Here is a 12,939-nt window from a genome sequence, read left to right as displayed (position 1 = left end):
ACTGACCTTATTCAATTGTCGGTTGCTGTAAAGCGCTTGGTTTGGCTTACGGTGACGGTGTAGCCGATGCTTCAGGATTGCTGCTGGCATCAGCGCCAGGTGAACCCTCAGGCGAAGCGAGCGTATCGTCGCTTTCCAGCAGCGTGTCCACATAGGACTTGAGCTCTTCCTCATTGCGTACGCCAAGCACAGAAGCGCCGCCAACATCTTCGTCCGTAATCATATCCATCGGCGGAACCTGAGCGGTGCCAGCGACATGGGAGTCGACGCCAAGCTGTCCGAGCTTAAGCATATCCGTGACGGTCAAATTCGTCTCTATATAAGGAGAGACGTTCTCCAATATTTCCTTCATTTTGAGAATATTCCAGCCCGATTGCATCTCCTTGGCAAGAGCCTGCAAAAACTTGCGCTGGCGCTCCGTACGTGTAAAGTCGCTCATCGCATCGTGGCGGAAGCGAACATATTGCAGCGCTTTATCGCCATCCAGCAGCTGGACGCCCTTTTTCAAATCAATATCGTAACGGTTGCCGTCGGCATTGTCGGTATAACGCATATCCTTCTCGACATCAATCGTGATGCCGCCTAATGTATCAATTAATTTCTTAAAGCCTTCGAAATCGGTATACACATAATACTGAATATTGAGTCCAAGCAAATCGCTGACCGTCTTCATTGCCAGTTCAGGCTTGCCAAGTGTGATAGCAGTATTAATCCGTCCCCGTCCATGTCCTTCAATCGGGACATAAGTATCGCGGAGGATCGACAATAGATGCGCTCTCTTAGTAGTTGGGTCTATGGATAACACAAGCATTGAGTCTGAACGAGGAATTTGTCCTTCATCCATGCCACGAGCATCGCCGCCAAGCAGCAAAATGTTGACTCGCTCCGTGCCTTCCCATTTAGGTGCTTCGAGTCCGGTGTCCTCAAAATGGGAAAATCTCGATTCCTCATTCGGTTTATTGAAATCCGACGTAGCATTATAAACGCCATAAATCCAGTAACCTGCATAAGCAATACCGATTCCCAGCAGAATAAGGACAATTGTCAGAATCCATTTCCACGTTTTTGATAGCTTAGCTTTCTTCGGCCGTTTTTCCATTATGCTAGTAATGCCCCTTTCAAAATTTCGCAGTACCCCGTCTTCCATTCATTCCCCTTGACTGCCATTGTAAAACGTTTCTCTAATAGCATTTACGTGCCCTGCCATCTGCTGTATGATTACATATTGTAAAATTATAATTCGGAAGGACATACGGAAGCAAGTTTTATCAGAATATAGGATAATGAAGTGTGATGACCGTGAATCATCGCTCTTTTTGCAAACGGGGGATTAGCATAATTTCCCGGGGAATGTCGACCGTATTAACGGAGAGGAGCTAGACGAACCAATGCTGGCAATAGATGTTAAGGATCTGCGCAAGCAGTTTAATGTACAGAAAAACCGGGAAGGGCTGTCCGGGGCGCTGAAAGACCTGTTCAAACGCGAATATACGGAGGTTACAGCTGTAAAGGATATTTCCTTTCAAATCCCGCAAGGCGAAATCTGTGGCTATATCGGTGAAAATGGTGCAGGCAAATCGACAACCATTAAAATGCTGACCGGCATTTTAGTGCCGACCTCCGGCGATTTGCGAGTCAATGGTTATGTTCCCTACAAGGACCGCGAAAAGTTTGTCGCTGAAATCGGAGTAGTGTTCGGACAGCGTTCGCAGCTATGGTGGGATATCGGGGTTATTGAGTCGTTCCAGCTGCTGCGCAAAGTGTACCGTGTATCGGAGGCCGATTTCCGCAAGAGGCTGAACAATTTGATTGAGCGGCTTGACCTTGGCGATTTGCTCAACCGTCCTGTCCGCAAGCTGAGCTTGGGTCAGCGGATGCGCTGCGAGCTTGTCGCTTCGCTGCTGCATAATCCGTCGATTTTATTTTTGGATGAGCCGACGATCGGGCTGGATATTATTGTGAAAACAGAAATTCGCGAATTTCTCAAAGATTTGAACCGTGAGGAAGGCACGACGATTTTGCTCACGACCCATGATCTGCAAGATATTGAAGCGCTGTGCTCGCGTGTCATTATGCTCGATGATGGGCGCATTATCTATGATGGCGGGCTGGAGGATTTGAAAAACCGCTGGAGCAAGGGACGCGAAATTCACTTTGAGTTCAGTTCGCAGACGAAGCTGGCGACGCTTCAAGCGCTTACGGGCGATCTTGATGTGACGTGGAAAATGGACAATGATTTAACGGCAACGATGTGGCTGCCGCATGCAATCAATGTATCTGATGCCTTGTCCAAAGTCGTAGGCGGTGCTGCGATTCAGGACATTAAAATTGTGGAGACGAACACGGATGAAATCGTTCGTGAAATTTACCGCTCCGGCTCGGCTAGCACAGAATCAGAGCAGCAGGCAGCGCTTAAGGAGACGACAGTCTCATGATGGGCGCTTATCTGGATTTTATTCGCATCCGTTTTATTACGATGCTGGCATACCGCGTTAATTATTACAGTGGTATCGTTATTTATGCGATTAACATCGGGGCGTATTATTTTTTGTGGAAAGCGATTTTCGGGGAGCAGCAGGAGCTGGCGGGCTTTACCGTAGCCCAGATGACGACGTATGTCGCGGTATCGTGGATGGCGAGGGCGTTTTATTTTAACAATCTCGATCGTGAAATCGCCAATGACATTAGGGATGGCAGCGTTGCTACCCAAATGACAAGGCCGTATTCCTATTTGCTCGTGAAAATGATGCAGGGCTTCGGCGAAGGCTTATTCCGGCTGCTTCTGTTCATGATTCCGGGCATGATTATCGTCTGCCTGATTTTTCCGGTGACACTGCCGACTGATCCGATGACGTGGATGATTTATTTAGTTATGCTGCTGTTCAGCTTTCTCATTAATTCGCAAATTAACATTTTAACGGGGCTGTTTGCCTTCTTCGTTGAAAATAACGAGGGCATGATGCGGATGAAACGCGTAATGGTCGATTTATTTTCCGGCGTCGTTGTGCCGATTGCCTTTTTCCCTGGCTGGCTCGCAAGCGTTATGAAATGGCTGCCGTTTCAGGCCATCACGTATTTGCCGAGCTCTGTATTCACAGGCAGGACGCCGGGCAGCGAAATAGCTGGCGTGTTTGGCCTTCAAGTAGTATGGTTCGTTGTGCTGCTTGTGCCAATCTGGTTCACATGGCGGGCAGCGCGCAAGCGCCTGTTCGTGCAAGGAGGTTAAGTCAGGCATGCTGTATGCACAATTATTTTGGGAATATATTAAAAACTACGCGAAGACGCGGCTGACCTACCGGATGGATTTCTGGATCGAGATTTTGTCCGATATGATGTTCCAGTTCATGAATCTGATCTTCATTTTAATTGTTTTTCGCCATACGCCAACGCTTGGCGGCTGGTCGGAGGCTGAGGTCGTGTTTGTCTATGGCTTCTTCATGATTCCATATGGCATTTTCAGCACCTTTTTCAGCATCTGGAATTTTAGCGAGCGGTATATTGTTAAAGGGGAAATGGACCGGATTTTGACGCGTCCGGCACATAATTTGTTTCAGGTGCTGCTCGAAAATGTCGATCCGCCTTCCCTGATCGGCTCCGTCGTCGGCGCAATTATTATGTTCGTATGCTGGGGAGAGCTGGGATTGCCTTTCCACATCATGGATATTGTGCTGCTGGCCGTATTCGTTATTGGGGCCGTGCTCGTGTATGCGGGCATTTATACGGCTTTGTCGGCGATATCCTTCTACTCGGATGCTCCGACGGGCATCGTTCCGCTCATGTACAATATTCAAAACTATGGGCGTTACCCGGTTAACATTTATAATAAAATGATTCGTTTCGTGCTGACCTGGCTGCTGCCTTTCGCATTCGTCGGCGTCATCCCTGCTTCGTATTTCCTCGAAAAGAAAGCGGATGACCTGTCCCAGCTTGCGCTGCTGACCCCGGTCGTAGGCCTTGTGTTCTTCACGCTCGGCCTGCTGCTGTGGAACCATGGCGTAAAGCGTTATCGCGGTGCTGGTTCGTAATGAATAGTTGTTTAAATGCGGCGAGGAACTATTCCTCGCCGTTTCAATGTAAGCTGAGAACGTCCAATACACGAAGTAATGTTCATAGTTCTACATACATATAGAAATGGGAAGCGGAGGTTGAATACATGTCTACGATAGAAGTGGGACAAGCGGTGCCGGATTTTAAGCTTCCGGCCTCGGATGGGACGCAGGTGAGCCTTAGCGATTACTTGGGGAAAAAGGTTGTGCTTTATTTTTACCCGAAGGATAATACGCCAACCTGTACGGATCAGGCATGCGATTTCCGCGATGCCTATCCAGGGATGGTTGACCGCGATGCCGTTATCATCGGGATTAGCCCTGACAGCGTGAAGTCGCATGAGAAGTTTATTGCGAAGAAGGAGCTGCCGTTTCTGCTGCTCGCAGATGAGGAGCATGAGGTGTGCGAGCTGTTCGGCGTATGGCAGCTAAAGAAATTGTATGGTAGGGAGTACATGGGCGTCGTACGTTCGACCTTTCTTATCGACGCCGAAGGCAAGCTTGCCCGCGAATGGCGCAAGGTGAAGGTGAAAGGGCATGTAGAGCAGGTCGTAGAGGCTCTGAAGGAGCTTTAGTGAGTATGAAGGAACGATAGTTGAATGTAGGGCATGCTGCAGGTTTTCGATCCTAGCCGCATGCTTTTTTATTTTTTTTGTTATTGGTCTTATTTAACTAATTAAAATCCAACTTATGCCGATATATCTATTTAGACAGAAGAAAAGGAGACTGAAATATGAAAAAATGGTTGCTTAGCTTTATTTCTGCAGTATTATGTTTTGTTTTAGTAATTCCAAGTACGTTCGCGGCAAACCTGAATGATGTTTTGCTGAATCCTGAAGCTGGTTGGAAAAGGGTAGATCTAAAAACTAATACTCCTAATATTACTTATATAGGGAGCTGGGTATTAGATACTACTGCGCAAAATTACCTTGGAAAAACTAATGGCGATTCCATTGGAAGCAGCAAGGATTTAAAACTTAGATTTGATTTTACAGGAAACAAATTAAGCATTCGTTCATGGTTGGTAAAAGGTGAATATAGTCTCATTATTGATGATGTTAATTTAGGTAAATTCTCAGGTGGTGGTGCTACACAATATGGCGTCACCTATTTTAACGATAGTTTTTCGAATGGAAGACATTCAGTTGAGCTTAGCGTTACTCAATCCAGCACATATATTGACACCATCGATATTTCGGAAAATGGTGAAATTTTGCCATTTACAGGGGTGCAAGCACCATTAAATTTGACTGCAAATTATACAAAAGCAGGAGTAGGGCTTCAATGGGATGTGGTAAGTAATGCTACCTATATTCTTAAGAGAAGTACTTCTATGGGTGGTCCTTACACAACGATTGCAGAAAATCTGAGCAGTCCTTCATATACGGATGCTAACGTTCAGTACAATACTACTTATTACTATGTAATGTTCGCTACAAAAGATGGCCGCATAAGTGCAAGCTCGAACGAAGCTTCTGTCAGCGTACCCGTACCGTCGATGAGCCTTGATATTGAATCGACTGTCACGCAAGTTTCTTTATTCGACACGTTTGTGGTTCAGGCAGTTTTGAAAAATGCTTCAAATATTTATGCAGAAGATTTCAATGTTCAATATGATGATACCCGCTTTAAGCTTATTTCTGTTGAGCCCGTAGATTCGGTTAGTATTGCGTCAAATACGGAGATTACCGATAATACAATTAGATTGATTACGGCAAGTAATGGCGCGAATAACGGCATTAATGGAAATGGTGTGCTTGTTAACTTGCATTTTAAAGCAATTGCCGTAGGTTCGGGCAAGATTGATGCCTTAAAAGCTAGAGTAGCTGATAATGGCTACAATGAAATTACTTTGCCATTAGTAGATGTTGGTGAGACTACAATAGAGGTCACTCCAGTAGCTGACTTCTCCCTAAAGGATCTTGGAGCTGCATCGTATCAACTAAATAATAACAAATCATTCTTAAGTGAATTACTGATGAATTTTCTAGGAGCTGTCGGTCTTGTGAGCCAATTGGACTTGACTAAAATTGGCGAAGCATTGCTAAGCAGCCTTAGCTATGAATTCAATCATTAAGCCGGTCGCTTAAGGAATGGATAGCTAAGCATAGGATATATTGCTTGCTTATGTTTGAAATGAAAGAAGTAATAAGCTTCACACGGGCGATAAGTTCTGTGTGGAGCTTATTTGTTTTGTAAGGGGTTTTTACAGGTGCTAACGTAGGGCTAGGCTACACTTACTTAAATAGCAGCCGCTACATTTTCCCATTTGCTGCGTCTATAATAGAGGAAGGTATGTTGAACGGATTGCAGGCTTGGCTAACATGTAGATTTAGCTTTAAGCGTAGGTGAATGAGAAGAAGGAGTTGGCATGAAATGACAGGCATTAGAGGAAAGAAGATAGCAGGGTGGTTTAACGGGCACACAGTGGCGCGCAGTGCCCTGATCGGAATGGCTGCCGTATCAGCGTTTGCTGGTGCTGGCGGTTCAGCGGCGGCTGCACAACCAAGCAGCCAGGTAGAGGCAGTGCAGCCGGCTAGCAGCAAGGCGATCGCAGTCGAGGTAAATGGCAAAGCGGTGGCATGGAATGTGCAGCCGCTTATTAAGGACGGCACCACATTCGTGCCGCTTCGTGAAGCAGGCAAGGCAGCTGCGGGCAATATCGAATGGGATGGGAAGACGCAAACGGCAACGATTAAAGTGAACGGAGACGTCATCGTCCATCAGGCGGGAACTTCCGTAGTAACGGTGGACGGGCTGGCCATGAACATGTCCGCGCCTTCTCTAAACATAAAAGGAACGCTCATGCTCCCGCTGCGTTCAGTAACGGATGCGCTCAAAGCGTCGCTTCAGCTGTCACAGACGAAGGAGCTTCTGACGATCCGGATTCAGACGGATGCAGTTACGAAGTATAGCAAAGAGGATGCCGCGATTGACGCCTATTTGAAGGGCGAAGGCTTCTCGGGCATGGCGCTTGTAGCAAAGGACGGCGAGGTGCTGCTTCGCAAAGGCTATGGCTTTTCGGGAACGAATAAATTGAATCGTCCGGACGCCAAGTCGCGTATTGCTTCCATTACAAAATCATTCACAGCAGCATCCATTATGCAATTGGTCGAGCAAGGAAAGCTGAGCCTAACCGATCCGGTGTCCAAATACGTAACGGGTATTCCCCGCGGCGATGATATAACTATTCATATGCTGCTGTCGCATACGTCAGGGCTTCCATCTGAATTTACACGAAGCGGCGACGTTACCATCGAGCAGACGATCGCGGAGCTTCGGACGAAGCAGCTGAAATACGAGCCAGGCACGACTTATTTATACAGCAATAACGGCTATGTTCTGCTGGCCTATGTATTGGAGCAATTGTCTGGCGAAAGCTACGCCGACTATGTGAGCGAGCATTTTCTCACTCCGCTGGGCATGAAAAACTCTGGTACGGCTACGCCTGCGACCGCAACCATCCAGGGCTATATTTTGCAAAAAAATAACGAATGGGCCGCGGCTCCGTATTATGTGTCGCAGTCGGGTACGGGAACGCTGTATTCGACCGTCGATGATTTGCTCAAATGGGATAATGCGCTTCGGGCGGGCAAAGTGGTAAGCAAGCAGTCTCTTGAAGCGATGTACACGCCGCATTCGGATAAAAATTACGGATACGGCTGGATTGCAATCAACTTGAACGGCGAGAAGGGCGTTTTCCATAATGGCAGCGGTAGTGGCTATGCGACAGGAATGCTGCGTAATTTGGATAGCGGAATGACGGTTATTTTGCTCGGCAACCACGCCGGCATGGATATGACAAAGCTGCTGCAGCAGGTGCATAAGCTGGCGGCAGAACAGTAATTTTGAAGTTTGGGATGGCCGCCGCTCGCTTGAGGGTTTCCGGCAGGGCGAGGGCGGTCATTCCATTTTGCCGAATCGAACAAGCTTTCAACCACGTTAATTCCCCATAGACAAATAAATGAATGATCGTAAGCTACAGTCCCTCCCAATTACAAATACATATAATCCCAAAATGTTATCAATGATGAGACCTATTTTATAGCGAAAAATCTAGCCCGATGGTGCTAAGTGAATGGTTCGAAACAACCATTTTTGTCCAATATTTTGAAAGAACGGCGTGTGCTATGGTATTATATAAAAAATAAGAACATATGATCTGTTTTTGCGAAAGGGAGACCACAATGATGGATATGATCAAGCCGCCGGCTGAGATGTTATTTGAAGCAGAGCTGCGTGCGCTGCGTGAAGAGGATACCGGAAATCGTCCGCCCGAGTGGCTGCTGTCTCCGGCCTATGTGCGTGACTTTATAATTGGCAGAGACAAGCCGGCTGTCGTGGACGGCAAAGAAGTCGCCATTACCCGCAAATTTTACGGAAACGATGTGCTGATCGAACGGGCCGTTGTCACTTTGGCAGGCAACCGGGGCTTAATGCTCGTTGGAGATCCAGGCACAGCGAAGACGATGCTCAGCGAGCTGTTGTCAGCGGCTATATCGGGGACGAGCCTGAATACGATTCAAGGCACAGCCGGGACGACGGAGGATATGATCAAATACTCGTGGAATTATGCGATGCTGCTGGACAAAGGCCCATCCGAGGCCGCGCTTGTGCCAGCGCCTTTATATAATGGAATGAAGCAGGGCATTATGACCCGCTTTGAAGAAATTACGCGCTGCCCAGCGGAAGCGCAGGACAGTTTAATTAGCATTTTGAGCGACAAGGTGATGAACATTCCTGAGCTGGACGGCGGCGTCTTGTTTGCGAAGCCGGGTTTTAACGTTATAGCAACGGCGAATATTCGCGACAAAGGCGTCAACGAAATGAGCGGTGCCTTGAAGCGCCGATTCAATTTCGAGACGATTAAGCCTGTCAGCAGCATGAAGATGGAAGCGAAAATTATTGAAAATGGGGCCCGAAGCCTGCTTATGCATAGTGGCGTTGACGCCGAAATTGACCTGAATGTGGTCGAGCTGCTGGCGACGACATTTATGGAGCTCCGCTCCGGCATTACGCGCGAAGGCTACAAAATCGACATCCCCGCAGCCTCCATGAGCACGGCAGAAGCGGTTTCTGTCTATGTTCAAAGCGCGATGACCTCCTATTATTATGAAAATAAATCGATTTCGCTTGATCGGCTTGTGCAAAATATGCTCGGAACGATTGCCAAGGAAAATGAGAAGGATTTGTCCATCCTGAAAACCTACTTCTCCAAGGTCGTCAAAGAACGCTCCAAGGAAGATGTGATATGGAAGGACTATTATGAGGAAAGAAAATGGATTGGTTAACGGGCGAGGCTGACAAGGAGCTGCCGTCCTTATTTGATCAGCAGGTGTTTAACCTGAGCAGCGGCACCGTGTATTTTCCCATCCGCCATCATAGCCCAGCGTGCTCCTTTCATCTGCTAAAGGTGATTAAGCAATATAAGCCGGACATTATCTTGATCGAAGGGCCAGCGAGCGGCACCCCGCTCATTCCGGTGCTTGCGGATGAGGCGACGGAGACGCCCGTCAGTTTGTATTGCACTTACGAGGATGAACAAGGCGGAAGATCGGCTTGCTATTATCCTCTGTTAAGTTATTCCCCAGAGTATGTGGCTATGAAGGAAGCGGCGCTTCTTGGCATACCGGCGGCATTTATTGATCTGGATTATAGTCACGAGTCGAGAACCAAAGCTGAAAAACAGGAGACGTCCATCCAGGATGAAACCTTGCTTGCCAGCTCCGATTTTATTAATCGTTTATGCCGTAAAATGAACTGCCGCAGCTTTGACGAGCTGTGGGAAAAGCTGTTCGAAATCGAAGGGCAAGCAGCAACGACGGAAGCTTTTGTACGGAATGTATTTACTTACTGCGCGTTATCCCGTATGTGCTATTCGGAGGAACAGCTTCATGCCTCTGGAGATATGGCGAGAGAGGCGTATATGAGAGAGTGCATCAAGCAAGCTGCGACTAAGCATAAGCGTGTTCTAGTGATTACTGGCGGCTTTCATACGTACGGCCTGCTGGAAGCTGCCCAAGCAGGCAGGCCTGCGAGGGAAGAACAGCAGAAGGAGCAGCAGGGAAAAAAAGGGGGAACCATCCAGCAGCAGCTGTATCCGATGGTCTACACGTTCGAAGAAGCGGATCGCTTGAATGGATATGCGAGCGGGATGCCTTATGTGAACTATTATGAGCTGATTTGGAATAAGCTGCTGCAGCATAAAACAGAGCCCTATAACCAGACAGCGCTCGCCTTGTTATCCGAGCTGATGCGCAAGCTGCGCAAAGGCCAGGAGGAGGTTTCGACGAGCGATGCCATTGAGGCATACAGCATGATTCAAGGGCTTGCGGTGCTTCGGGGCAAAAGGGAAGGCGGGGTGTACGAGCTTTTGGACGCCGCGCTTTCCTCCTTCGTAAAGGGGGAGCGGACGCTTGCAACGGACAAGCCGCTTGAGGAGCTGCGCCTGCTTCTGACAGGGGATAAAATCGGCATTGTCGCTCCCAATCCGTTTACGGTGCCGATTGTTGAAGATTTTAAGAATCGCTGCTCTGCGTCAGGGCTTCAGATTAAGACGACCGGCAAGCACAAGAAGGTGCTTGATCTGTACGCCAAGGCGGAGCATCGTCTGCTTAGCCAACTGCTGCAATGCGCGAGCTTCCTCGTTCCGGATTTTGCCGTTCGGGAGTCTGGACCAGATTGGGTCGCCTATCGGCATATGAATCTCGTTCGTGAAACTTGGGTCTACGCGTATTCGTCCCGCATTGAGGCGAGATTAATCGAAAACTCGCTGTATGGAGGAACGCTCAAGGAGGCGGCAGCACGCAAAATCGGGGAACGGATACAGGAGCTTCCCGATCACCATAGCGGCGAAATCGCGAATGCGCTGCTGCAGGCTCTTCTTATGGGCTTGCAGGATACAGCGAGGCGGTTATATGAGCAGGTGCAGGCCGCTTTGCGCAAAGACGGAAATTTTCTGTCGCTTTGCCAAACGCTTACGGTATTAAATCGTTTGCGCCAGCATGGCAGATTGCTGGGACTTGCGGCAGACGAACAATTGCCGCTGCTCGTAGCAGAAGCTTATAACAATGCGGTAGATAAGCTGCGGGGGCTCGCAGCCATCCATTCGAATGAGCATCCAGCGATTATACAAGGGCTTAAGCTGCTGGCTATGCTTGCAGAGTCGCCTGAAGAGCATTTTCAGAATGATACATTTAGGGGGCATTTGAGCGAGCTGCTGTCGGACCCTAAGCTCTCCCCGCAATTGGAGGGAGTGGCGATAGCTATATTAGCAGCGCTTGGAGACCGGACGCGTGAAGAGATGGTGGAGCGCGCCAGAAGCTACGTTCGCGGAACGCCGGAGCAGGCCAAGCAGACGGCGAAATATTTGCAAGGGATGTTTGAAATCGCGCGCGATGCTTTTTTGTACGATGATCTGCTGCTGGGCGAATTGAATTATTTAATCGAGGAGCTTCCTCCGGATGATTTTATTGCGATGGTGCCGGAGCTGCGGCTTGCGTTTACCTATTTTACGCCAATGGAGACGTCGTTAATTGCAGAGCGGGTCGCTACACTGCATCAAGCAGACCCAGGAGAGCTGGAGATACCGCCTATAGATGAGCAGACCCTTATACAGGCCAAGGCGCTAGATGAAGCCATACGGAAGGAGTTTGCCGCATGGATGCTGAGTTGAACAGGCAGGATGATCAAAGCGAATACAAGCATGAGCATAGGGAAATGGGGCAAGCCTCAAGTGCTCCCGCCGCTTCAAGCGGCCGCACGTCGGCCGAGGCTTTGAATCGCTGGCGGCTCATCCTCGGCGAGGCTGCCGAGGAAGGCTTATGCGAAGCGGAAGGCTATTCGGCTGAACATTTTTCATATACAGAAATGGATGAGCTGCTTGCCTATTTATATGATCGCGAATACGGCGAGGAGCAGGGCTACAGGAAAACAGGCGGGCGGGGCGCCTCAGAGCTTACCGTCCCCAAGTGGCTGCATAAGGTGCGGGAATTATTTCCGAAGCAGACGGTGGAAATATTGGAGAAGCAGGCGCTGGACCGCTATGGCCTGACCGAGCTGCTCACGGATAAGAAGCTGCTTCAATCGCTTGAGCCTAATATGAATCTGCTCAAGAACATCCTGCAATTCAAAGGACGAATGAAGGGCGATGTGTTAAGAAGCGCTAAGGAAATTGTTCGTGCGGTAGTGGAGGATTTGCGCCAGAAGCTCGAATCGCAGGCGAAAGCGAGCATACTCGGCAAACGCAGCCGTTACGCCAGCAGCTCTGTGAAGTCGCTGCGCAATTTAAATTTTAAGAAAACCATTTCTCGAAATTTAAAAAACTATGATCGCACAAAAGGCAGATTTGTCATCGACCGTCTTTATTTTGACGGCAATGTGCAGCCGCATAACAAATGGAACATTATTATTGGCGTGGATGAGAGCGGGAGCATGCTGGACTCGGTCATTTACAGCGCGGTGATGGCGAGCATTTTTTACAAGCTGAATGCGCTGCGCACTCACTTATTTATTTTTGATACCCAGGTTGTTGATTTGACGAGCAGGCTGGAGGACCCTGTGGATCTGCTCATGAACGTTCAGCTAGGCGGCGGTACGCATATTGCCAAAGCGCTGCGCTATGGCGAGACGCTGATTGAAAACCCTGGAAAAACGATTTACATTTTGGTCAGCGATCTGGAGGAAGGTTATCCGATTCAGCATATGTATAAGGCCTGCAAAGATATATTGGATGCAGGCTGCAAGCTGCTCGTGCTGACCGCACTCGATTTTAACGGGGACTCTGTTTATAACAAGCACGCAGCGCAGATGCTCACCAATATGGGGGCTCACGTAGCGGCGATTACACCGAATGAGCTGGCCGACTGGATCGGCGATATTATAACTTAATTTT

10 protein-coding genes are annotated in these 12,939 nt (G+C 48.6%); 9 read left to right on the top strand and 1 reads right to left on the bottom strand.

Annotation, left to right across the window (positions count from 1 at the left end):
• Positions 1-46 precede the first annotated feature (46 nt).
• Positions 47-1,099 (bottom strand): LCP family protein, encoded by a 1,053-nt coding sequence (locus BBD42_RS04415; RefSeq protein ID WP_172455387.1) that lies wholly within the window; start codon positions 1,097-1,099, stop codon positions 47-49.
• 289 nt (positions 1,100-1,388) lie between these two features.
• Between BBD42_RS04415 and BBD42_RS04410 the strand changes: the two genes are divergently transcribed.
• The 9 genes from BBD42_RS04410 to BBD42_RS04370 all read left to right on the top strand — a co-directional run bounded on the left by BBD42_RS04410 (position 1,389) and on the right by BBD42_RS04370 (position 12,935).
• On the top strand, positions 1,389-2,435 hold the full coding sequence (locus BBD42_RS04410) for an ABC transporter ATP-binding protein (protein ID WP_056030842.1): 1,047 nt from the start codon (positions 1,389-1,391) through the stop codon (positions 2,433-2,435).
• Positions 2,432-3,226 (top strand): ABC transporter permease, encoded by a 795-nt coding sequence (locus BBD42_RS04405; RefSeq protein WP_099517167.1) that lies wholly within the window; start codon positions 2,432-2,434, stop codon positions 3,224-3,226. Before BBD42_RS04410 ends, BBD42_RS04405 begins: the two co-directional genes overlap by 4 nt.
• A 7-nt stretch (positions 3,227-3,233) precedes the next feature.
• Entirely contained in the window at positions 3,234-4,025 is a 792-nt protein-coding gene (locus BBD42_RS04400) for an ABC transporter permease (protein ID WP_099517166.1), read from the top strand.
• 128 nt (positions 4,026-4,153) lie between these two features.
• Positions 4,154-4,621, top strand: coding sequence for a thioredoxin-dependent thiol peroxidase (bcp, locus tag BBD42_RS04395; protein WP_099517165.1), 468 nt, complete (start codon positions 4,154-4,156; stop codon positions 4,619-4,621).
• Positions 4,622-4,779: 158 nt separating this feature from the next.
• Positions 4,780-6,123: a cohesin domain-containing protein gene (locus BBD42_RS04390; RefSeq protein WP_099517164.1), complete on the top strand. Its 1,344-nt coding sequence runs from the start codon at positions 4,780-4,782 to the stop codon at positions 6,121-6,123.
• Between the two features lie 299 nt (positions 6,124-6,422).
• On the top strand, positions 6,423-7,892 hold the full coding sequence (locus BBD42_RS04385; protein WP_172455386.1) for a serine hydrolase domain-containing protein: 1,470 nt from the start codon (positions 6,423-6,425) through the stop codon (positions 7,890-7,892).
• A gap of 344 nt (positions 7,893-8,236) precedes the next feature.
• On the top strand, positions 8,237-9,337 hold the full coding sequence (locus BBD42_RS04380; protein WP_099517162.1) for an ATP-binding protein: 1,101 nt from the start codon (positions 8,237-8,239) through the stop codon (positions 9,335-9,337).
• Positions 9,325-11,721, top strand: coding sequence for a DUF5682 family protein (locus tag BBD42_RS04375; protein ID WP_099517161.1), 2,397 nt, complete (start codon positions 9,325-9,327; stop codon positions 11,719-11,721). Before BBD42_RS04380 ends, BBD42_RS04375 begins: the two co-directional genes overlap by 13 nt.
• 44 nt (positions 11,722-11,765) lie before the next feature.
• The gene (locus tag BBD42_RS04370; protein ID WP_099521449.1) at positions 11,766-12,935 is read left to right on the top strand and encodes a VWA domain-containing protein; all 1,170 of its coding nucleotides are present in this window, start codon (positions 11,766-11,768) and stop codon (positions 12,933-12,935) included.
• Positions 12,936-12,939: the final 4 nt, after the last annotated feature.

This window comes from Paenibacillus sp. BIHB 4019 (genome assembly GCF_002741035.1).
Classification (GTDB): domain Bacteria; phylum Bacillota; class Bacilli; order Paenibacillales; family Paenibacillaceae; genus Pristimantibacillus.
Note: the sequence above shows the minus strand (reverse complement) of the source record. Positions and strands in the feature narration are given on the sequence as shown.

Excerpts from the sequence above, each read along its gene's own strand:
- BBD42_RS04390 (WP_099517164.1), top strand. The coding sequence starts at position 4,780 with ATGAAAAAATGGTTGCTTAGCTTTATTTCTGCAGTATTATGTTTTGTT.
- BBD42_RS04385 (WP_172455386.1), top strand. The coding sequence starts at position 6,423 with ATGACAGGCATTAGAGGAAAGAAGATAGCAGGGTGGTTTAACGGGCAC.
- BBD42_RS04410 (WP_056030842.1), top strand. The coding sequence starts at position 1,389 with ATGCTGGCAATAGATGTTAAGGATCTGCGCAAGCAGTTTAATGTACAG.
- BBD42_RS04405 (WP_099517167.1), top strand. The coding sequence starts at position 2,432 with ATGATGGGCGCTTATCTGGATTTTATTCGCATCCGTTTTATTACGATG.
- BBD42_RS04380 (WP_099517162.1), top strand. The coding sequence starts at position 8,237 with ATGGATATGATCAAGCCGCCGGCTGAGATGTTATTTGAAGCAGAGCTG.
- BBD42_RS04400 (WP_099517166.1), top strand. The coding sequence starts at position 3,234 with ATGCTGTATGCACAATTATTTTGGGAATATATTAAAAACTACGCGAAG.
- BBD42_RS04375 (WP_099517161.1), top strand. The coding sequence starts at position 9,325 with ATGGATTGGTTAACGGGCGAGGCTGACAAGGAGCTGCCGTCCTTATTT.
- BBD42_RS04415 (WP_172455387.1), bottom strand. The coding sequence starts at position 1,099 with ATGGAAAAACGGCCGAAGAAAGCTAAGCTATCAAAAACGTGGAAATGG.
- bcp (WP_099517165.1), top strand. The coding sequence starts at position 4,154 with ATGTCTACGATAGAAGTGGGACAAGCGGTGCCGGATTTTAAGCTTCCG.
- BBD42_RS04370 (WP_099521449.1), top strand. The coding sequence starts at position 11,766 with ATGGGGCAAGCCTCAAGTGCTCCCGCCGCTTCAAGCGGCCGCACGTCG.